We start from the raw sequence: 20,021 nt of genomic DNA, 5'->3' as shown, positions 1-20,021 counted from the left end.
GCTCCTTGCGGGTGTTCGCAGGACGGTCAAGCAGGATCAATAGCGCATGCGGTTTGTGATCCGCCGAAGGGCGTACAGCCCATGCCAGTCAGGCGATCAAAAAATTCGGCCGAGAACCCGGCAGCACGTGCCAGGGCTTCCGTGTTCAGGGCATAATGGCAACTGCGGCCCTTCACTTCACAGGTGAGAAGACCGGCGTCTTTCAGGACCTGCAGGTGCTGAGACACGGTCGATTGGGCCAGCGGCAGGCAATTGACGATCTGACCGCAGCAAGCGCCGTTGTCTTTGGCCAAAGTTTCCAGAATTTTCAGCCGTACTGGATGGCCGAGCGCCCGGAAGATTTGGGCAAGCATGTCCGCTTCAGGGTCATCAGCGGTCTGTAGGGGTTGCGTCTGCGTGACATCGGCGCCGGTGGTCATGAAGGCTCTGCATCAAAAGTCAATTTCATCGTAAATATGCGATGAAATCCACCCAAGGCAAGGCTGATGCCGAAAAAAGGCGGACCTTCGCCCGCCTTGTGAAAGTGTGTTTGGATTCACGCGACGTCGTCAGTTGGCAGCGCCGTCCCAGTTCCGATCGCCTTCGGGCGTCAGGAAAATCTGTCCGGGATAAATCAAGTCCGGATCGCGGATCTGGTTCTGGTTCGCTTGATAGATGGTCGTATACCGGATGCCCTCACCGTAAAGGCGGCGGGAAATCCGCCACAGATTGTCGCCTTTACGGATGATGACAACCGGGAGCGGTTTGTTGACAGAACCGGTATGGCCACCGCCCGTCGCATGATCTCCGGAAGCAGCCACCTTGGTCAGGACAATCTGCTGCTCGTCTTCCTTCTCGAAGGTCACCGCAGCGCGTGCTTCAACCTCATCCGTTCCGGTCTCAACCAGATCCGCGCGCACCTCGACATCGCCGGCCTCAAGGTCCTTTTCCCCCTCGACCAGCCAGCGGCCACCGTCGGTGACCTCCGCCTGTCCAGCGAACTCGTCGCCGACATAAACATTGACCGATGCGCCAGGTTCGCCGGTTCCTGCGACAAAAACCTTGCCTTTTTCGGTTTCGACCGCTTCGACACTGACTGATGGTGTGTCCTTTGGAGCCACCGCATCCTGTGCAGGTTCCGCCACCTGTGCAGCGTCCCGCGCAACGTCTTGAGAAAGGGTTTGATCCGGAACCGACTGCGGAGCAAGCGCCGCAGACTGTGTTTCAGATACGGCAGGTTCCGCTTCGGTGCTCGATGCTTGTTGTGCGCCCTGTGTCGCCGATGCATCCGTGCCCGTGCCTGCGGCTGAAACGGTGGTTTCCTGCGCGCCAGGCGCCGGGGCTTGAGCGGCAGTTTCAGCTGCCTGCGCTGTCTGATCCTCGGCTGGTGCGGCCGCTTCGGTTTGCCGGATTGCTGCGGCCTGCTGATCTTCCTGTTCCTGCGGCGCAGAGGCAGCTTCAACGGCTGCCGAGTTTTCGCCGCCGGCCTCTTGCACATTGGCGTCAGACATATTGGCGTTTGGCGTGTTGGTGTCTTGCGCAGCGGCAAACCCGGCGTCGTCTTGTCCGGCACCGGTCCCTGCGCCAGCCCGGTCTGTTTCAGACACCCGGGCCGTCTGGGTTTGTTCAGCCCCGCCCTGTGCTGCCGTGCCGGTGTCCGGTGTGGGGGCGGTTGGCACCGCCTCTGCAACAACTGTTTGGTCTTCTGACGCTGGAGCGGTTCCTGAAACCTCGGGCGCAACGCCAGCATCAGCCGGGGCTTCGGCAGTCTGTGTTTCTGCCGTGTCTCTATCTGCCGGCGTGGCCGTTCCCGCGTCTGCCGCCTGGCTGGAGGCAGGCATCTGCAAAATGCTGGAGGGCGCATCGGGTGTATTCAGAACAACGAGCGGCTGGTCTTTACCGCCTTCCGGGATCGACACCGCAACCCGTTGCTTGCTTTCCGCTTTGACCGAACCGTCTTCCTCCTGGGCGGCAAGGCCAACATCGTAGTCGCCGGGCTGGAGCGGCTGTTCGAGGACAATGGTCCACTCACCGCGCGCATTGGCAATGGTTTTGCCGACCACCTCACCATTTGCGGTCAACGCAACTATAGCCCCGGCATCCGACTGACCGGCGACAACGGTTTCGCCGGTCGGCTCAACGCCGACCACATCAAATTTCAGCGCATCAGACGCCTCATCTGCCGGATCCTCCTTCGTGGCCGGCAGCTCAGCGGTTTCCGTCGTCTGCTCCTGCGCAGATCCTGCTGTTTCGTTTCCCGAAGCCTCGGGAGCCGCCTGAGATCCGCCGGCCTCCTGCGTCTGCCCGGACGGTGCGGCAGCCTGCTGCTCGCGCAGCGCAGATCCGTCACCGCGCTCGAATACGCCGGCTGTGATCAAAGCGGCGATCGCGACCACAAATCCGGCACCAAGCGTCCATGCGAGTACTTGTCTATTCATCTTCCATCCCATCCGCATCGCAGCGCTTGTCGCAGGTGATGCGGCCCTGCCAAGGTTTCGGGCCCGTTTTATTGGCTCTCCGGGTCGCCAAAACGCTTTGTTTTCATACCCATGAATAGACCGGTTTTTACAGTCCGGCAAGAAATGCGGCCGCGCCCTTTCATCGCGCGATCGCTCTGCTTGACCTAACCCCTTGCCGATGCAACACATGCGCTATGAACACATCAGATTCCGTCTCTTTGAACAGTATTTGCGTTTATTGCGGCTCCAGCTTCGGGACAGACCCTGTCTATGAAGCGACCGCAACTTATCTGGGCCAGCTGATCGCAGGCAATGGCCTCCGGCTGGTTTATGGCGGTGGATCCGTCGGCTTGATGGGCACAGTTGCCAAGGCCGCGCTCGAAGTTGGCGGCCAAGTGACCGGAATCATACCGCATTTTCTGGAAAAACGCGAAGTCATGCTGTCCTCACTCGAGGACCTGATCGTCACGTCGGACATGCACAAACGCAAGCAAATGATGTTTGAAAGGTCCGATGCATTCATCGCCCTGCCCGGCGGCATCGGCACGCTTGAAGAAGCGGTGGAAATGATGACCTGGGCACAGCTGGGCCAGCACAAGAAACCGATCGTGCTTGCCAACATCAACGGTTTCTGGTCGCCGCTTCTGGAGCTCATTGAGCATATGCGCGCCCAAGGTTTCATCCGGCCGGAAACGGAAGTCCCTTACCTGGTGGCAAAACGGGTGGAAGACACCATTCCGATGCTGCGTAAAGCGCTCTCCGAGGGAGACTACGGGCCCCAAGAAAGCGGCGCATTTGCTCCGGTGGACAAGCTGTGAAAAGCGGCAGGTCATTGGGCTGCGGTGTTCGCGCGGGCTTTTTCGCATGCCAGGGCGATCAACACAGAAACTGACGCAAAGTTCATTTTCTTGAATGAAGCTAACACTTCATTCGCACCTCTTGGATACGGTTGAAGCAACAACATTTTTCAGAGCTGCTTTGGCCAATGCACAGCATCCTTCTAGTCGAAGACGCTGCTTTTTTCGAAAAAGCCGCCTTACGTAAACTTGCCGATGTCGGCGACTACGACGTGACCGTGGCGCGTACCTACAGGCAAGCCAAGGAGCTCTTGGAGAGCGGCGATATTCTGCCCTCCCTTGCGCTTGTGGATCTGACACTGCCTGACGCTCCGGACGGCGAGATCGTTGATCTGACCGGCTTGTTTGCCATCCCAACCGTTGTGTTCACCAGCCGCTATGAGCCTGCCATGCGCAATGAAATGCGCCAGAAAGGCATTATAGATTATGTGATCAAGGACAGCCCCTCCAGCCTCGACTACATTGGCGAGCTCGTCCATCAACTGTGGCGCAATCCGGAAATCGGCATCCTTGTGATCGACGATTCCACCATAGAACGGACCCGGCTGTCGGACATCCTGGACAGGCACCGCTACCGGGTTTACGAGGCGGAGTCGGCGGCAGACGGGTTGTCCCTGATCGAACGGTTCAAGGATATCAGGCTCGTTCTGGTCGATTACTTCATGCCGGGCGAAGATGGATTCTCTTTTTTGAAAGCAGTCCGGCGCCGGCACAGCCGCGACAAACTGGCCGTGATCGGCATGTCCGGTTACGAGGACGACGAAAACCGGATCGCGTTCTTGAAATACGGCGCGAATGATTTTGTTCAAAAGACCTGCTCACCCGAAGAGCTGCTCTTGCGCGTATCGCAGAACCTATATGTCATCGACCGTTTTTCAGATTTGAACGAACGTGCGCTCCGCGATCCACTGACAGGCCTCTACAATCGCCGGTTTCTGTTCAGTGAAGGTTTGCGCTCAATGCGCCAGCAAATCGCCGATGGAGATGCGTTCTGGATCACGCTGATCGATCTCGACAATTTCAAGGCGATCAATGACACCCATGGCCATTTGGCCGGCGACCGGGCCCTAAAGACCGTTGCTGATGAAATTTCGAAGGTAACAGGCCCGGGCGAGTATGCCGTGCGGCTGGGCGGCGATGAATTCTGCATGACGCTGGCAGCGCAAACGGAAGCGCAAGTCATGGCACGGGCGCAATCGTTCCTCATCGGCCTCGCCCGCCAGGGATTGCTGGTGGATGACACCAAAATCCATTTCACCGTCAGCATGGGCGCAGCACCGCTGGTCAACGCGGACCTGGAGAGCGCGCTCAAGATCGCCGATACGCGGCTGTACAAAGCAAAATCGGAGGGCCGCAACCGTATGGTTGCCGGTTAGTCCCGCGCCCTTCCCGGACCATCGAACCTCAGGGGGTTGCGGCGGCCTGTGCAGCGGTATGCGCCTTATAGCGGCGCCAGCTGTCAAAACTGAACACCACGAGCGCGCCCCAGATGATCATGAAGGTGCCAAGCGTTGCCGGTTTCAGCGGCTCCCCCCAGATGAACACAGCCATGATGAAATGCAGCGAAGGTGCCAGATACTGCATCAGGCCAATCATCACCATCGGGAGGCGCCGGGCCGCAGCGGAAAAACAGATAAGCGGAAACGCGGTAACGACACCGGTTCCCATCAAAGCCAGCAACAGCGCCGGATCATCAAGCGCCAAAGCGTTCTTACCCCATGCGAGACTGAGGGTTAGATAGCCGAACGCGAGCGGCAACAACAACGAAGCTTCGACAAACAAACCGGGCGTTGCGCGCACCGGCGTTACCTTCCGGACAAAGGCGTATCCGGCAAAGGAAAACGCCAAGAACAAGGATACCCAAGGCAGCCCTCCGGCCCAAACGGCTTGCAGCGCAACGGCAAATGCGGCCATGGACACCGCCAGCCACTGCAATGGGCGCAATTGCTCACGCAAAACCACCAGACCAACCAGAATGCTCACAAGCGGGTTGACGAAATAGCCGAGAGACACTTCCAGAACACGGGCGTTTTCAATCGCCCAGACAAACACCAGCCAGTTCACGCCGATCAGACAAGCTGAAACACCAAGCTGCGCGACCATGCGCGGCTGGCGCAGGATCTCAGTGATCTCGTGAACCCGGCTTTTAATCAGAAGAAACAACCCGACAAACAGCACTGACCACACAATCCGGTGGGCCACCACGAGATCGGCCGCCATGGTGTCGGTCAATTTGTAATAGGCGGGCAGAAAGCCCCACATGCCGTAGGCGGCCAAGGCCAGAAGCAGGCCCGTCCTCATTTCATCGTTTTCGGACGCACCTTCAGGCACCGACATGCGGGACGCCTCGCTCATGACTTTGTTCTTTCGGCAATACGGCCTCAGGCCGCTTCAGCCTTCAGCAACGCGTAGGTAATGGAGTCGTTCAGCGCCTGAAAAGACGCATCAACAATGTTGCTGGACACGCCGATCGTGAACCAGCGCTTGTGAGTCCGGGTGTCGCGGCTTTCAATCAACACGCGGGTAACCGCGCCTGTGCCACCATTCAGGATGCGCACTTTGTAGTCGATCAATTCCAATCCGTCGATGGCCGATTGGTACTTGCCCAGATCCTTGCGCAAGGCGACATCGAGTGCATTGACCGGGCCGTTGCCTTCGGCAACCGACATGCGGGTTTCGCCGTCGATATCAACCTTGACCACGGCCTCCGAAACGCTGACCAATTCCCCCAGCGCGTTGTGGCGCCGCTCAACCATGACCCGGAACGACTGCACTTCGTAAAAACTGGGCACATCGCCCAGCGCCCTTCGAGCAAGCAGCTCAAACGATGCGTCGGCCGCTTCGTAGGCGTAGCCCTCGGCCTCGCGCTGTTTGACCTCGGCCAGCAGGCCATCGAGCCGCGGATCGGATTTGTCCGCCTCCACACCAAGCCGTGCAAGTTCGCCGAGTAAGTTGCTTTTGCCCGCCTGGTCGGACACCAGGACCCGGCGCTTGTTGCCGACTTCCTCAGGAGCCACATGCTCATAGGTCTGCGGGTCTTTCAGGATCGCAGAAGCATGAATGCCTGCCTTGGTCGCGAACGCGGTCTCCCCGACATAAGGCGCGTGCCGGTTGGGCGAAACGTTCAGCATTTCATCAAAGGTGCGGGAGACGGCCGAGATGTCCTTGAGCTGCGCCTCGCTAAGTCCCAGTTCGAACCGCTCTGTATATTGCGGCTTGAGCATCAGCGTCGGGATCAGTGTGACAAGGTTAGCGTTGCCGCACCGCTCGCCAATGCCGTTCAGAGTTCCCTGGATCTGGCGCACACCGGCATCGACAGCTGCAAGCGCATTCGCAACAGCCTGACCGGTATCGTCATGCGTGTGAATTCCAAGGTGATCCCCGGGAACGACCTCCCTGACCTCCGCAACGATGGCCTTGATTTCATCAGGCAAGGTGCCGCCATTTGTGTCGCACAAAACCACCCAACGCGCACCGGCATCGTAGGCGACCTTTGCGCAGGCAAGCGCGTAGCCGGGATTGGCTTTGAACCCGTCGAAAAAATGCTCGCAATCAACCATCGCCTCGCGGCCGGCGTTGACAGCTGCCGTTACGCTGTCGGTGATCGATTCCAGGTTTTCCTCATTACTACAGCCCAGCGCGACCTTCACATGGTAATCCCAGGATTTGGCGACAAAGCAGATCGCATCCGCCTCCGCTGACAAAAGCCCCTGGAGACCGGGATCATTGGACGCAGACCGGCCGGCCCGCTTGGTCATGCCAAAGGCGGTGAAAGTCGCGCTTTGCGTACGCTTTTCGGAGAAAAATTCGGTGTCAGTCGGATTTGCGCCCGGATACCCGCCCTCTACGTAATCGACGCCCAAGCGCTCCAGCAGCTCGGCAATGACGACCTTTTCAGCCACTGAAAAATCGATGCCGCTGGTTTGCGCCCCGTCGCGCAAGGTGGTGTCAAAGAGATAAAGCCGTTCTTTTTGGTCTTGGCTCATGGGTTATCGTTCCGCGTCTTGTCCGGCCGCTGGCCATGTTTGGGTGTCGTGATCTGGGTGTTGGTGATTACTTGCGTCAATCTCGGCAATCAGATCCGCGAAGTCTGGGGCGTCTTCCCCGTCGGCGGGCAAGTCAAACAAACCCGTTGAGCCCGCGACTTGATGGTTTACCCAGTGCTGCTTGGTCACCGGAATTGCGCCGGGATCATCAAAAGCACCTATAGCAAGGCCGATCAGCGGGTAGTCGCGGTAGGCGAAAACCAGCGGCGTGCCGCAGGTGCTGCAAAACCCGCGATCGACCACATCGGACGATGCAAAATAGCTCGGTTCACCGCGCGTCCAGGTCAGGTCCTCATGCCGTGCGTCGACCAGCGGGGCAAAGAAATTACCAAACGCTTTTTGACACATGCGGCAATGGCAAATGCTTGCCTCGCTGAGGTCGCCGCCTACCCGGAACCGCACCGCGCCGCACTGGCACCCTCCGGTATGGATTGCCTTTTCTGTCACCGCTTCACCTCCCAAGTGGTGATGCGTTCGCCGGTCTCTGGATCCTTGCCATCCTTGAGCTGGATCCCTTCAGCTGTCAGTTCGTCGCGGATTCGATCCGCCTCAGCAAAGTTCTTGGCTTTGAGATACTCGAGGCGTTCGGCAATCTTCGAAGACACAAACTTTTCGTCGAATGCCTGCACGACATAACCGTATGAATAGATGTCTGCCGAAGGTTCGCCGTTCCAAATCCCCAAAAATCTCATGGAAGCGTTTAGCTCTGCCGCAGTTTCTACGCATCCAGAACGAGCCTGATTTGCGAGCTGATGCAGAACTGCAATCGCCTTAGTCGTATTCAAATCATCATAAAGCGCATCAAGAATTCTAAGCTGGCCTTCCTCACGAACAAACTTGTCCGAACCAATAGAAACGTCAATCCAATCCTTGAGAACGGTTCGAACTTCTACAAGTCTATCGACAGTCCAGTTGATCGGTTCCCGGTAATTCGTCATGAGCATAGCTAGCCGCAGAACGTAGCCATGCCATCGATTTGAGCCAAAAGTCTCCGTGTACAGCAAATCGTGGATCGTAAAGAAATTCCCCTCCGACTTGGACATCTTCTTGCCTTCCACCTGCACGAACCCGTTGTGCAGCCAGTAATTGGCCATTGTTTGCGTGCCATGGGCGCAGCAGGACTGGGCGATTTCGTTTTCATGGTGCGGGAAGATCAGGTCGAGCCCGCCGCCGTGAATGTCGAACACCTTGCCCAGATGATGGGCGCTCATGACCGAGCACTCGATATGCCAGCCCGGACGCCCCCTGCCCCAAGGGCTGTCCCAGCCGGGTTCCTCGGCAGAGGACAGTTTCCACAGCACGAAATCGCCCGGATTTTTCTTGTGCGCGTCCACGGCAACGCGGGCGCCCGCCATCTGCTCATCCAGCTTGCGTTTGGACAGGCCGCCGTAGCCGGGCATGGAGGCGGTGTCGAACAGCACCTCGCCATTGGCCTCATAGGCGTGGCCCCGGTCGATCAGCGTCCCGATCATCTCCACCATACCGGGCACATGCGCGGTGGCGCGCGGCTCATGATCAGGCTTGAGGCAGCCGAGCGCCTGCACGTCCTCATGAAACTGGTCCGCCGTGCGCTTCGTCACGTTTGCAATCGCCTCATTCAACGGCAGATCCGGATGGTCCCGCAAGGCCCGCGCGTTGATCTTGTCGTCGACGTCGGTGATGTTGCGGACATAGGTGACATGCTCGGCCCCATAAAGATGGCGGAGCAGCCGGTAGAGCACGTCGAACACGATGACCGGCCGGGCATTGCCGATATGGGCAAAGTCGTAAACTGTCGGACCACAGACATACATTCGCACATTTGCATCATCGATTGCCCGGAAGTCTTCCTTCTGGCGCGTCAATGTGTTGGTGAGCTTCAAGCCCTTGAATTCGCCGGTTTTGGCTGTCTCTGAAAGAACTTCAGGCGCGCCCATGTCAAACGGTCTCCTGGCCGGCTGGCCGGGCGATCCGTCTCAAGAAAGTGCGCAAGAAGGAACGGCCACAGCCAGCGGTGTCGCTAGCTGCAAATAATGGTGATCGAAATGATGTTTCGTATGGCCGTCATCATGGCGATGTTATGACCTGCTTTTCTTTCCGGGGTCAAGGCTGCATTTGCCCCGCGTGACAGGAAACTGGACAGAATTGAGCGGTGGTTTAGGCTTCTGACGCAAGGGAATCAGGCGGAGGGCTTTCCGGATGCGCGCAGCAATTAACATGATCAGCACCAGGCTGGTCGCCAGCGTGTTGGTTTTCTTCGTGTCTCTCGCGCCGGGGGCTGCCCAGCAAGCAGATCCCGCCCGGCCCGCAGAACCGGCCGCACCCGCCCTTTCAGACGGTCAAGGCGCTGCCACGCCTCAAAGCCCGATCGCCATGGCAATCGCCGCCGCCATGCCCGCAAGCATTGACCCGGGCCTGACAGAGGTCTACGCCGCGCGCGTCTTTGAACCGGTCTGGCTCAACGAACAGGGCCTGACACCGAATGCGCACATGGTTCTGGGAGCATTTGCCGATGCAAATGCCCACGCGCTCAATCCGCAGAACTACAACCCGATCTGGCTGGCCGAACGGTCGCTCAACGCGGAAAGTGCCGGCGACTGGGCAACGCTTGATATCGATCTGAGTATTCAGTTCCTCCGGTATGCGACTCACCTGTCTTCGGGACGGGTTCAGCCAAACGAAGTCAACAAAGCTCTGAATGTGTTTCCGGACAAGCCGGTCGCCACCGAGTTGTTCGCCACAGCCGAGAAAGCCATCGACTTCAGCGCCTTTTTGGACAGCTTGGCTCCGCAGACCCCAAATTACGCAAGACTTCAGATCCGCCTGCAGCAATACCGCGAAAAAGCGGCCAATGGCGGCTTCATTCCCGTTCCTGAAGGCGAGGTCTTGAAGCCGGGAATGAGCGATCCAAGGCTTGACGCGCTACGGCTCCGGCTCGAACAGGAAGACTACTTTGCAGCTGCCGATCACAGCGGCGATGTCTATGACGGGGCCCTTGTCGACGCGGTCGAAACGTTTCAGTCCTACCACGGTCTGGCTGTGGATGGTGTTGTAGGGCCCGGCACATTGGCGGCACTCAACACCTCTGTCGAAGCGAAGCTGATCCAGATGGAGCTGAACATGGAGCGCCGCCGCTGGATGCCGGACGACTTTGGCAGCACGTATGTGTTTGTCAATCTGGCCGACCAGCGCCTCAAAGTGGTCAAGGACGATAAAACCTGGCACACCGCGTCGGTTATCGTGGGCAAGCCCTATCATGCGACACCGGTCTTCTCCGATGAGATGACTTATGTCGAGGTGAACCCTTACTGGAACGTGCCGCGATCGATTTCGACGAACGAATACCTGCCGCAGCTGCAGGGCAACCCGAACGCCCTGTCGTCGAAGGGAATCAGGGTCTTCCAGAACGAGGCGGAGGTCGCGCCGACCCAAGTTGCCTGGAACAGCTATTCGAAGGGAAACTTCCCGTTCCGTTTGCGGCAGGACCCCGGTGACGGCAATGCACTTGGGCGAATCAAGTTCATGTTCCCGAACAAATTCAACATCTACATCCACGACACCCCGTCAAAAGCCCTCTTCGCGCGGGCTCAGCGCGATTTCAGCCATGGCTGTATCCGTGTTGAAGACCCGTTTGCTCTCGGGGATATCCTGCTGGCCGCCGACGGCTACGACAAGGCGCGCCTTGAAGCGATCCGCGACAGCCGCAAACGCCATGTCATCAGCTTGAAGGAAGCCATACCGGTTCACCTCACCTACCTGACGGCATGGATGAACAAGGACGGATCGACTCATTTCAGAAACGATATCTATGGACGCGACAAAGTTCTGCTCGACGCGCTGGCAAAGGCGATGACGAAGAACCTGTGATTGAATTTCACGCTGAGTTTTCAGATCGTTACGCCATGTAAATAAAGCTGAACGGCAGCTGAATACACACCTCAGACTGCGTTCAAGGGCCAGCCCCTAAAGTGTCTCCAACATCGAGTGGATGACACTTTTCTGGGAGCTGGAACCATGTTGAACCGTTTGTTTGCCGCATCTTTCATGATCGCGCTTTTTTTGGTGCCTGTCGCAAGCCTGGCAAGCTTTGCCGCTTCTGCGGACACATCGCCTTCGGTTTTGCAGCAAAAAAGCATGTGCCTGACAACGGGTGTCGGCTGCGGCGCCGGGCACGTCTTGTTGCCCGCTTTTGGCCGCATGTAGGTTTTAAGGTAGGAAATTCCGGACCTTTGGTGGTTTTCCATTCTCGACAGAGAGCGTGAAAAACAGTAAGGGTTCCTTCCTAAATTGCGGTGGGTGGAATTAACTAGCCGGTGGCTGGGCGGCCCAACGAAGAATGGCACTGCTTTATGATGGATGAAGAAGCCCTCGAACAGAATTCGGAAGAAGCGGCACGCTTCTTGAAAATGCTCGCCTCTGGTCCGCGCCTGCTGCTGATGTGCCAGATGTGGGACAAGGAATGCAGCGTGGGATATCTGGCCGAGAAAACCGGGATGCGGATGCCAACGGTTTCCCAGCAATTGTCTTTGCTGCGCTCCCAAGGCCTCGTCGACACAAGACGCGATGGCACGACGATCTACTACCGCATGACCAGCGACCCAGCCAAAGAGATCATGGCCGTTCTGTACAAGACCTTTTGCATGCCGGAAGGGGCACCGAACGGTCACGACATGACCGGCATAACCACTGACGCCTGATCTTGCCAGCACGATGCGGCCAACCGCACCCGGGCCGGTCTCGCATGAGGCCCGTAAGTTGCGGCCGGGCCGGTGACACGTTACAAAATCCGAAATGCTCGCCCCGCCGTTGGCGGGGTTTGTGTTTTGTACTGCATCGCAAGACACAAAAATCAATTTGAAATAACAACAAGAATTGGCCTTACCGCCCAACAACTCAAATAAAAGACAGAATATTTCAAAAATAGTTTTCGTTATTTCGATACAAATCGACACGACATGAATGATTTTTAACTATGCTTCTTGCCCTGGTTTATTAATTTAAAACTGGCTGGGGCACTCGAACACAGGAGCATTCATGTATCGGAGACTGTCCCTATTCGTCACAGCGCTTGCGTTGTTTGCGATTCCAGCCAATGCGTCAGCCGCCAGCTATCCAGCGGTGTCGACTGCGAACGTCAATATCCGCACCGGGCCCGGAACAAGCTACCAGGTTATAAGCACAATCCCCCAGGGCGCGGGCCTTCAAGTCTACAGCTGCACCGCCAACTACGCATGGTGCGACGCCTCCTTTTCCGGAATGCGCGGCTGGGTTTCAGGCAACTATATTACCTACGCAGCACGCGGCCAGTACTACGGGCGGCCAGTTACGGCCGTCGGCATTTATGTCGGCGTCCCGCGCATTTACCGCAATTATCCGATTTATCGTTCAGGTCCCCGCGTTTTTGCACCGCCGCCGCGCGCGGTCGCACCTCTCCCACCGCGTGCCGTTTATCCTTTACCTCCGCGTGCCCACCGCCCTCACGCCGGCAGGCCTCCTGCAGCTCACGCCCCGAGGGCACACCAGCCTCGGGCACACCAGCCACGAGGTCCCAACCAGGGACCGCCCCGCGGCAACGGCCCACATCACTAATACGGAAACCATGGCAGCCGAAGGTGGCTCATCTTCCTTTGTGGGCCGGATGGCTAGTCCAGATAGTCCGCGCATCGTGGCGGCTGCTGTTCTCCCCAGGGCATGATCGGGACCGTCGAAGTGGAGTTCTTCGGGCTGCCCTCAATCAGCTTGTCGGAATAAACCAAATAAACAAGCACGTTCCGCGTCTCATCGCAGCCGCGCACGATCCGCATCTTCTTGAAAAGGAATGACCGGCGTTGACGAAACATTTCTTCGCCCTGCTCGAAATTCTCCGTGATGGTCACCGGCCCGACCTGACGGCACGCCAACGAGACATCGGACACCTCTTCCGCAACGCCAATCCAGCCGGAGATACCGCCCTTTTCCGGAACAGTGAAATGGCAGGCGACGCCGTCGATGATCGGGTCGTCGATGGCATAAGTCGCCAGTTTGTGATCCGGCGTCAAAAATTTCCAAACCGTTGATTTCTTGAAAATCAGATCGGGCTCATCCGCGGAAAAGGCCGCTGTGGTCGCAATAAAGAATGCAGCAGCAGCACAAGCTGCCTTGGCCATGAGGCGCATAGGGTCACTCCAAAAACAAACAGGCCGCTCACATGTGGGTGAGCGGCCGGGTCTTGTCCAGTTTTCAGTTGAAGGCGAAGTTGCCTTGAGACTCACTCTGCAGGCTCAACCGTTTTTTGTTTACCGGTTTGCGTGGTTTCCGCATCGGCGTGTTTTTCATCCGGCGCCCCGTCCGCGATTTGCTCGATCAAGGCCTCTTCCAGCTCCTGTTCCAGCTGGGCCGCAACCTCCAGGTCTTCAGAGCTTGGTCCGGCGTTTGCCTCATCGCGCTCTTCGGACGGCGCATCGTCCGGCGCGGCGTCACCAACGGTCTTCGGCTCGGGTTGCGTTTCTGCAGCTGTCTCGTGAGCGCCTTCGGTGTCAGCCGCGCCTTCTGCCTGGACATAGTCAGCGTCTGCGGCATGCCGATCTTCGGTACTCTCATCAGATTGCCTGGTCGGCGCGTCGGTCGCCTCGCCCTGTTCTTCGCTGAGCCCAGCCGGCGCCTCACCGTCATCTTGGCGGGTATCTTCGCCGGACTGAGAATCGCCGGATTCCACAGCGCCTTGCAAGGCATCCCAAAGATCCTTGTCACGCTCTGCGGTCCAAATCTGCGGAATGTCGAGACCAAGCGCTTCATCATACGCGCGGGCAATATTGAACGGCAGACAATGCTCGTAGATTGCATAGCTTCCGAATTTCGGATCCATTACATCGCGGACCGACAGAAACGTGTCCTTGAGCCCAAGTCCCGCTTCAACGGACGCGGCGGTTGCGTCCCGCAATGTCAGGACAAAGTCGCGCGTCAGTTCAATCGCTTCGGTGACCTTTTCCGCGCCGACCAGAGCCGCGCCCCGGCCGGGCATCAGAGATGTCGGCCGGAAAGCGGCGATCCGGTCGAGTGTGCGCGGCCAGTCACCAAGATGGCCATCGCCGCAATAACAGGCCGATTTGTACTCGACCAAATCACCGGAGTAGATTGCTCCGCGGGACGGAACCCAAACAACCACATCGCCCATGGTATGGCCGCGGCCAAGATGCATGATCCGGACCTCGAGATTGCCGAGATTGACGGACATGGAGGATGCAAAACTCATGGTCGGACGGGTTAATCCGGGAATGCTGGAGGCGTCCTGGAACAACCGCGGGAACCGGGCGTATTCGGAGGCCCAGTCCGCTTCCCCGCGTTCTTCAATCATGCGCTTGGTGAGATCCGAAGCGATGATTTCGCTTGCCCCATATGCGCTGGCACCGAGCGCGCGCACGGCATGATAGTGTGTGAGGACCACATGCTTGATCGGTTTGTCCGAGACTTCCCGGATTTTTTCGATGACTTTTTCCGCCATCGCCGGAGTTGCCTGCGCGTCGACGACCATGATTGCGTCATCGCCGATAATCACCCCGGTATTGGGGTCGCCCTCCGCCGTAAATGCGTAGCACCCGCGAGCCATCTGCGTAAAAGTAATGGACTTGTCTGCGGTATCATTCGTGGAGGCGAAACTCTTGCTCATGGCAACACTCTTTGGACTTGTATCAGGATATCCGAAAGCTCCCGAGGCGTTTGGCAACAAAGCAGTCCTTTGATCGATGCGGACAGGCAAACGTTCTCAGCTTTCCCTTGCGATTCGCAAATTTACGGTTTCAATGCGGGGCGCTACCTTGTGGTTTTCAACAGTTAGTTTGGGCGCTAGGACTAATATCAAGATATGGACAATTTAGTGGCAAATAATAATCCGGCAGATCATCCGCAATTCTACAAACGAACTTTATGGGAAACTTTCCGGTAATTTTGGTCTGGAGAGTTGATTAAAGAGCCCGACCGGCCGACATCTGTGCGCTGCACAAACCCGGTCGCAAAATGGGCAATTCTTACTCAGGAGACGCAGCCGTGACCGACAGGCCTTCGCGCACGACCGCACCACTGGAACAAGATGACGGGCGGGACGCCTCCCTCATTCTCGAACTCGACAGTTTTTTGCCCTACCGCCTGAACTTGTTGGCCGAACGGGTCAGCCGGTCTTTCTCCCAGATCTATGCCAATCAGTTAGGGATCGGGATTCCGGAATGGCGCGTACTGGCAATCATCGGTCAATACGGCCGGGTGACCTCGAAAGAGATCGGGATCCGCAGCACCATGCACAAAACCAAGGTGAGCCGTGCGGTGTCTGCACTCGAGGCTAAGGGCTATGTGGTCCGGGCCGCCAATCCGCTGGATATGCGCGAAAGTTACCTGGAATTGACAGCTTCCGGACGCCAGACTTACACCGATCTGGTTCCGCAAGCCCTGGCGTTTTCAAACGAATTGATGAACGCCCTCACCCCGGACCAAAAACAGGTTTTGTCGGATATTTACGACCGGTTGCTTGAGGCTGCCGATGATTTCAAACCGGGCGCCAAAAACTGACCCGGCCGTTCTTTTTATCATCCATAAATGCATTAACCTCAATTCAGAGGTTTGGTTGATAAAGTTTCACCAGGACCGGATACTCAGTCCGGGATAGGGATCGGCTTTTTGAAAACCTGAGGGTGATGGATGGCCAAGCGGCATCGTCACATAGCCAAGCGGGGGTTTGGCGTGCGGTTGGTATTTGCCGCCGGATTGATCGTGCTTGGCATCGCGCCGGGTTTTGCGGCGACCTGTGCATCTCTCAAATCCGAACTGACCCGCCTGACGTCGCAACCGGGCGGCGGAAAGTGGCAGGACATGGCACAGCGTCAGGGCGCTGCGCTGGCGGCTGCTGAACGTGATGCGCGGTATTTCCAATGCTCCAGTCAGCCCGGATCTGCCAAATGTCAAAATCTGCTTCCAAAAATCGATCAGATGCGAGCCAATCTGAGGAAAATCGAACGCCGCGCCGGCGGGTCCGGCGGAAGATCGGCTGGCGAGATCAAAAAAATCAGGGCCCAGCTGAAACGGCAGGGCTGTGACCGCCCCTCTCGCGCCGCGGACGCGTCGAGCGACACACAAAACAACAAGGGATTGCTTGCCCGGCTGTTTGCGCCGCAACAGGCGAACCAGCCGGACAGCGGCGGGGCGCGTTACAGAACGCTGCCGAACGGTGTCATTGTCGAAATTCCCGGCAACGGGAACGGAAGCGGCCAAAGCGGCGGCCGTGTCATTTCCGCGTCCTCCTCTCCAACCGATACCAAACAGCGGAAAAAGCGCTACCGGATCCCGGCGGGAGGCACGTATCGAACGATGTGTGTCCGGACCTGCGACGGGTTCTTTTTTCCGGTCAGCTTTGCGACGGGCCAGGACCAGTTCGTAAACGATGCCGCAAGATGCCGGGAAATTTGCCCGGCGGCCCAAACAGAGCTCTTTGTCTACAAAAATCCAGGTGGACTGAAGGAAGAGATGATCTCTTTATCGGGCATTCGTTATCTGGACCACGACAACGCCTACCGGTTTCAAGAGGAATTCGTGCATGGCTGCAGCTGCCGGATCACAAATGCCAACCAGATCCGCGGCCGTCTGATGCCGCTTTCAGGCAATGGCGGAGCTGGCCTCACGATTGCCGGCGGCCCGAGCGCCGCTGAGGGATTGCGGAACCAGATTTCTGCGGCTACTGGTGCCACCACTCCAGCCGGCCCGGTCAGCGCTTTTGCACGCACCCCAATGACCCGTGATCAGGTGCCGGTTCTGGAAGACCCTGACACGCGCAAAAATTTCGAGCTCGGCTTTGATGTCACGGCGCCAGTCCTTCGCGATTCGGGCGATACGCGAGACACCGGTGCCTTGGCTGATGCCCCTGCCTCAAACGCTCTTCCAATTTTGGGGGGCCGGACGCGGTCCGTTATGCGCTCGGGCCTGGACGATGACGGGCAGCTTCCACAAGCACCCGCCAACCCCGTGTTTCTCGTTCCGGCGGACGATGACGACTATCGCCCGGCCGGGGACGACGCGAATGTCAGGGTAGTCGGTCCCGAATATTTTGTCGCCCAATAAGCGGCAGCATATCCTTCATGTCCGGGCCATGACCAAGACCGGTCAGTGCCTTGCGCAACGGCATGAACAAACCTTTGCCCTTGCGGCCGGTCTCTGCCTTGACCGCTGATGTCCAGGCGCCCCAGGAGTCCTGCGTTATGTCGCCTTCAGGCAACAATTTGGACGCAGTCACCAGAAAATCACGGTCCTCGTCCTCCACAAGGCTTTCGATCGGCCCGACCACGACCTGCCAATAGATTTGTGCGTCTGAAACTTTGACGCAATTGCCACGCACAGCGAGCCAGAAGGTTTCTCCGCCAGCAATACCAAGATTTGCCAGCCGCCCCTCCACATCTGCAAACGGCATCTCATGGACCAGGCGCGCATTGAGGCCGTTTAGCTCTTCCGGGTCAAATTTCGCAGAGGACCGGGACACCGAGGCAAGGTCAAACGCTTCGGCAAGCTTTGCCATCTCTGCCATCGGTTCGACCGAATGGCTGGTGCCGGTCAGAACAGCTAACGAGGCAACGGACATGGGTTCAAGTCCGGCATCGCGCAGGGAGCCGATCGACAAGGCGCCTTTGCGCTTCGACAGCCCTTCCCCGTCGCGGGTGGTCAACAGATTGTGGTGGGCAAAAACCGGTGCAGGAGCGCCAAGTGCCTCAAAGATTGCGACCTGTACACCCGTATTGGCAACATGATCTTCACCCCGGATCACATGGGTCACGCCCATGTCGATGTCATCGACGATTGACGGCAAGGTGTAGAGATAGCTGCCGTCTTCGCGGATCAGAACGGGATCGGACAACGACGCAAGGTCGACAGACTGGTCACCGCGGCACAGGTCTGTCCAGCTGACTTCCGTGCGTCGGGTGGTGAACGGATCACCGTCATGGTTCGGCAAAACAAACCGCCAATGGGGCCGCCGGCCTTCCGCTTCAAGCGCAGCGCGCTCGTCGTCGGTGAGTTTCAACCCGGCCCGGTCATACACCGGCGGACGGCCAAGCGCCCGGGCGCGGGAGCGGCGCCGCTCCAGCTCGTCCGGTGTTTCGTAGCAGGCATAAAGCAGCCCGGCGTCTTTGAGCTTCTGGGCAGCCGTGTCATAGCTTTCGACGCGCGAAGACTGCCGCTCGATCCGGTCTGGCGTAATCCCGAGCCACTGCAAATCGGCAGCGATGGCATCGGCATATTCGGCCCTGGACCGCTCGGTGTCCGTGTCGTCGAACCTGAGGATGAATTTTCCATCCGACTTCTTGGCGAACAGCCAATTGAAAAGGGCGGTACGGCTGTTGCCAATGTGAATGTGGCCGGTCGGAGACGGCGCGAAACGTACTGTGGTCATCATGTAAGACGGGGTAGCCGGGCGCAGCCCCAACGGCAAGTGAGAATTGATTAATTTCCCGGTTGTTTGTCGCGAAGCCGTGCAGTTTTGGACGCCAGCGTTAAAACCACGCTCATTAAGATGCAATAAAGCCCCATCCCCGCCAGCTGAAAGTCATAGTCGATCCCAAGATCGATCAGCCAGCCGACAAGGCCGGGCCCGGCAGCGGAGGCAAAAACCATCAGTGCAAAAGCCACGGCACGAATCGCCCCAATATGCCGGACGCCGTAGATCTCCGGCCACAATGCACCGATCAGCGTTGCGGTGATCCCGCTGCTCATACCAAACAGCGCCATGAAGATGAACGGCGCGGCCTGGGATGTGAAATAGGCAAGAACGAAACAGGCTGCGGCCATCGGCACCAGCAAGCCGGGCATCAGCCGCACAGCCGTGTACCGGTCGATCAGTCCGCCAAGCACCAGCGATGTCGCAACGGACACAACCGCCATAACGACAAACGCGCTGGCAAACAGCTCCAAGGGCCAGCCCCTCAGTTCCACCAGGTAGACCTGGTGGAACAGGATTGCCGTCCCAATGAAAGGCGGAGCCAGCACCCCGAGGCACGCAGCCCAAAACACCGGATCGCGCAAAACTTCCGCCCGCGTCCATTGCCGGCCAATGACATTCGTGCCGTCGCTTTCAAGCGACTTCGGTTGCCGGTCGGCACGCAGCAGGGTCAGGATGACCGGCATGGACAGCGCGACCAATATAGCGGCAGCAAAACCCCATGCCCCGCGCCAGCCAATTGCGTTGGACAGCGCCACAAAGCTGATCGGAAACAGCGCTTCGGCGGTTGGGAACCCCAAAATCGCGATGGAAACAGCCCGCCCCCGCTGGGCTGAAAACCAACGTCCCATAGCCGTCATGGACGTGTGGGTCATCATGCCCTGACCACATAGTCGCAGCCCGAAAATGGTAACAAACAGCATGACGACAGAATTGACGGTGGCCATGGAAACGCAAAACGCAGCCAGCGCCAGCATCACAACAGCCGCAACACGCTGGATCGGAAAGACATCCACCGTCCGACCAACGCTGGAAAGGCATAGCGCACTGAGCAGCGTGGCCGCCATGTAGATCAATCCAAAATCGCCGTGGCTGAGGTCAAACTCGGCGCGCAGATCTCCAGCGAACAAGGAGATGAAAAAGGTTTGCCCGAAGCCGGAAAAAAGGGCCAACAGGTACCCGGCGCCGAGCCAGCGGGCATTTGCCTGCAGGAATGCAAAAAAAGGCACGGGCATGTTCCTGTGGCTTGGCCTTC

At 58.1% G+C, this 20,021-nt stretch carries 17 protein-coding genes and 1 pseudogene; 8 read left to right on the top strand and 10 right to left on the bottom strand.

Translation table 11 applies throughout. The annotated features are described in order from the left end of the window. Nucleotides 1–26: 26 nt before the first annotated feature. Both JM93_RS09155 and JM93_RS09150 read right to left on the bottom strand, forming a co-directional pair. Nucleotides 27–419 carry an ArsR/SmtB family transcription factor gene (locus JM93_RS09155; RefSeq protein ID WP_145342506.1) on the bottom strand — a complete coding sequence of 131 codons (393 nt, stop codon included), beginning with the start codon at nt 417–419 and terminating at the stop codon, nt 27–29. 129 nt (nt 420–548) lie between these two features. Further along, nucleotides 549–2,417, bottom strand: coding sequence for a LysM peptidoglycan-binding domain-containing protein (locus JM93_RS09150; RefSeq protein ID WP_170230606.1), 1,869 nt, complete (start codon nt 2,415–2,417; stop codon nt 549–551). 215 nt (nt 2,418–2,632) lie between these two features. Here JM93_RS09150 and JM93_RS09145 point away from each other — a divergent pair, with 215 nt between their 5' ends. Both JM93_RS09145 and JM93_RS09140 read left to right on the top strand, forming a co-directional pair. Beyond that, complete coding sequence (locus tag JM93_RS09145) at nt 2,633–3,256, top strand: LOG family protein (RefSeq protein WP_145342501.1); 624 nt, start codon at nt 2,633–2,635, stop codon at nt 3,254–3,256. 167 nt (nt 3,257–3,423) lie between these two features. Beyond that, nucleotides 3,424–4,671, top strand: a complete 1,248-nt coding sequence (locus JM93_RS09140) for a diguanylate cyclase (RefSeq protein ID WP_145342499.1) — start codon at nt 3,424–3,426, stop codon at nt 4,669–4,671. 28 nt (nt 4,672–4,699) lie between these two features. On the opposite strand, the gene rarD is transcribed toward JM93_RS09140, so the two are convergent. From rarD to cysS, 4 genes are read right to left on the bottom strand one after another with little or no spacing between them, the layout of a single operon-like run. After that, nucleotides 4,700–5,650: an EamA family transporter RarD gene (gene rarD / locus JM93_RS09135; protein WP_145342497.1), complete on the bottom strand. Its 951-nt coding sequence runs from the start codon at nt 5,648–5,650 to the stop codon at nt 4,700–4,702. Nucleotides 5,651–5,676: 26 nt separating this feature from the next. Beyond that, nucleotides 5,677–7,281 (bottom strand): citramalate synthase, encoded by a 1,605-nt coding sequence (cimA, locus tag JM93_RS09130; protein ID WP_145342495.1) that lies wholly within the window; start codon nt 7,279–7,281, stop codon nt 5,677–5,679. Between the two features lie 3 nt (nt 7,282–7,284). Further along, the gene (locus JM93_RS09125) at nt 7,285–7,788 is read right to left on the bottom strand and encodes a GFA family protein (protein ID WP_244300793.1); all 504 of its coding nucleotides are present in this window, start codon (nt 7,786–7,788) and stop codon (nt 7,285–7,287) included. Beyond that, the gene (cysS, locus tag JM93_RS09120) at nt 7,785–9,257 is read right to left on the bottom strand and encodes a cysteine--tRNA ligase (RefSeq protein WP_145342493.1); all 1,473 of its coding nucleotides are present in this window, start codon (nt 9,255–9,257) and stop codon (nt 7,785–7,787) included. The genes JM93_RS09125 and cysS overlap by 4 nt, the downstream gene beginning before the upstream one ends. A 262-nt stretch (nt 9,258–9,519) precedes the next feature. Between cysS and JM93_RS09115 the strand changes: the two genes are divergently transcribed. From JM93_RS09115 to JM93_RS22395, 4 genes are all read left to right on the top strand, one after another. Continuing rightward, on the top strand, nt 9,520–11,187 hold the full coding sequence (locus JM93_RS09115; protein WP_208995056.1) for a L,D-transpeptidase family protein: 1,668 nt from the start codon (nt 9,520–9,522) through the stop codon (nt 11,185–11,187). 147 nt (nt 11,188–11,334) lie between these two features. Continuing rightward, the gene (locus tag JM93_RS09110) at nt 11,335–11,523 is read left to right on the top strand and encodes a sugar transporter (protein WP_145342491.1); all 189 of its coding nucleotides are present in this window, start codon (nt 11,335–11,337) and stop codon (nt 11,521–11,523) included. Between the two features lie 146 nt (nt 11,524–11,669). Beyond that, complete coding sequence (locus JM93_RS09105) at nt 11,670–12,017, top strand: ArsR/SmtB family transcription factor (RefSeq protein ID WP_244300792.1); 348 nt, start codon at nt 11,670–11,672, stop codon at nt 12,015–12,017. A 337-nt stretch (nt 12,018–12,354) separates the two neighbouring features. Further along, the gene (locus JM93_RS22395) at nt 12,355–12,909 is read left to right on the top strand and encodes an SH3 domain-containing protein (RefSeq protein WP_145342489.1); all 555 of its coding nucleotides are present in this window, start codon (nt 12,355–12,357) and stop codon (nt 12,907–12,909) included. 53 nt (nt 12,910–12,962) lie between these two features. Here the strand turns inward: JM93_RS22395 and JM93_RS09095 are convergent, their stop codons facing one another. Continuing rightward, the gene (locus JM93_RS09095; protein ID WP_244300796.1) at nt 12,963–13,466 is read right to left on the bottom strand and encodes a CreA family protein; all 504 of its coding nucleotides are present in this window, start codon (nt 13,464–13,466) and stop codon (nt 12,963–12,965) included. Between the two features lie 551 nt (nt 13,467–14,017). Next, nucleotides 14,018–14,965 (bottom strand): annotated as a pseudogene (locus JM93_RS09090) (MBL fold metallo-hydrolase); the annotation flags it as partial. Nucleotides 14,966–15,342: 377 nt separating this feature from the next. On the opposite strand from JM93_RS09090, the gene JM93_RS09085 reads away from it, so the two are divergent. Next, on the top strand, nt 15,343–15,858 hold the full coding sequence (locus tag JM93_RS09085) for a MarR family winged helix-turn-helix transcriptional regulator (protein ID WP_208995055.1): 516 nt from the start codon (nt 15,343–15,345) through the stop codon (nt 15,856–15,858). 171 nt (nt 15,859–16,029) lie between these two features. After that, on the top strand, nt 16,030–17,400 hold the full coding sequence (locus JM93_RS09080; RefSeq protein WP_170230604.1) for a DUF2865 domain-containing protein: 1,371 nt from the start codon (nt 16,030–16,032) through the stop codon (nt 17,398–17,400). Here JM93_RS09080 and gltX read toward each other — a convergent pair. Together gltX and JM93_RS09070 are read right to left on the bottom strand one after the other, a co-directional pair. After that, complete coding sequence (gene gltX / locus JM93_RS09075) at nt 17,363–18,724, bottom strand: glutamate--tRNA ligase (RefSeq protein ID WP_145342479.1); 1,362 nt, start codon at nt 18,722–18,724, stop codon at nt 17,363–17,365. The two genes, JM93_RS09080 and gltX, sit on opposite strands and share 38 nt — an antisense overlap. A 47-nt stretch (nt 18,725–18,771) precedes the next feature. Continuing rightward, nucleotides 18,772–20,001, bottom strand: coding sequence for an MFS transporter (locus JM93_RS09070; RefSeq protein ID WP_155197540.1), 1,230 nt, complete (start codon nt 19,999–20,001; stop codon nt 18,772–18,774). Nucleotides 20,002–20,021 lie beyond the last annotated feature (20 nt).

This window comes from Roseibium hamelinense (genome assembly GCF_007830545.1).
GTDB classification, from domain to species: domain Bacteria; phylum Pseudomonadota; class Alphaproteobacteria; order Rhizobiales; family Stappiaceae; genus Roseibium; species Roseibium hamelinense.
This window is presented reverse-complemented; position numbering and strand designations above follow the sequence as displayed.

Coding starts and splice junctions, on each gene's coding strand:
- JM93_RS09155 (WP_145342506.1), bottom strand. CDS start 419: ATGACCACCGGCGCCGATGTCACGCAGACGCAACCCCTACAGACCGCT.
- JM93_RS09095 (WP_244300796.1), bottom strand. CDS start 13,466: ATGGCCAAGGCAGCTTGTGCTGCTGCTGCATTCTTTATTGCGACCACA.
- JM93_RS09110 (WP_145342491.1), top strand. CDS start 11,335: ATGTTGAACCGTTTGTTTGCCGCATCTTTCATGATCGCGCTTTTTTTG.
- JM93_RS09115 (WP_208995056.1), top strand. CDS start 9,520: ATGCGCGCAGCAATTAACATGATCAGCACCAGGCTGGTCGCCAGCGTG.
- cysS (WP_145342493.1), bottom strand. CDS start 9,257: ATGGGCGCGCCTGAAGTTCTTTCAGAGACAGCCAAAACCGGCGAATTC.
- JM93_RS09070 (WP_155197540.1), bottom strand. CDS start 20,001: ATGCCCGTGCCTTTTTTTGCATTCCTGCAGGCAAATGCCCGCTGGCTC.
- JM93_RS22395 (WP_145342489.1), top strand. CDS start 12,355: ATGTATCGGAGACTGTCCCTATTCGTCACAGCGCTTGCGTTGTTTGCG.
- JM93_RS09140 (WP_145342499.1), top strand. CDS start 3,424: ATGCACAGCATCCTTCTAGTCGAAGACGCTGCTTTTTTCGAAAAAGCC.
- gltX (WP_145342479.1), bottom strand. CDS start 18,724: ATGATGACCACAGTACGTTTCGCGCCGTCTCCGACCGGCCACATTCAC.
- JM93_RS09145 (WP_145342501.1), top strand. CDS start 2,633: ATGAACACATCAGATTCCGTCTCTTTGAACAGTATTTGCGTTTATTGC.
- cimA (WP_145342495.1), bottom strand. CDS start 7,281: ATGAGCCAAGACCAAAAAGAACGGCTTTATCTCTTTGACACCACCTTG.
- JM93_RS09105 (WP_244300792.1), top strand. CDS start 11,670: ATGATGGATGAAGAAGCCCTCGAACAGAATTCGGAAGAAGCGGCACGC.
- JM93_RS09150 (WP_170230606.1), bottom strand. CDS start 2,417: ATGAATAGACAAGTACTCGCATGGACGCTTGGTGCCGGATTTGTGGTC.
- rarD (WP_145342497.1), bottom strand. CDS start 5,650: ATGAGCGAGGCGTCCCGCATGTCGGTGCCTGAAGGTGCGTCCGAAAAC.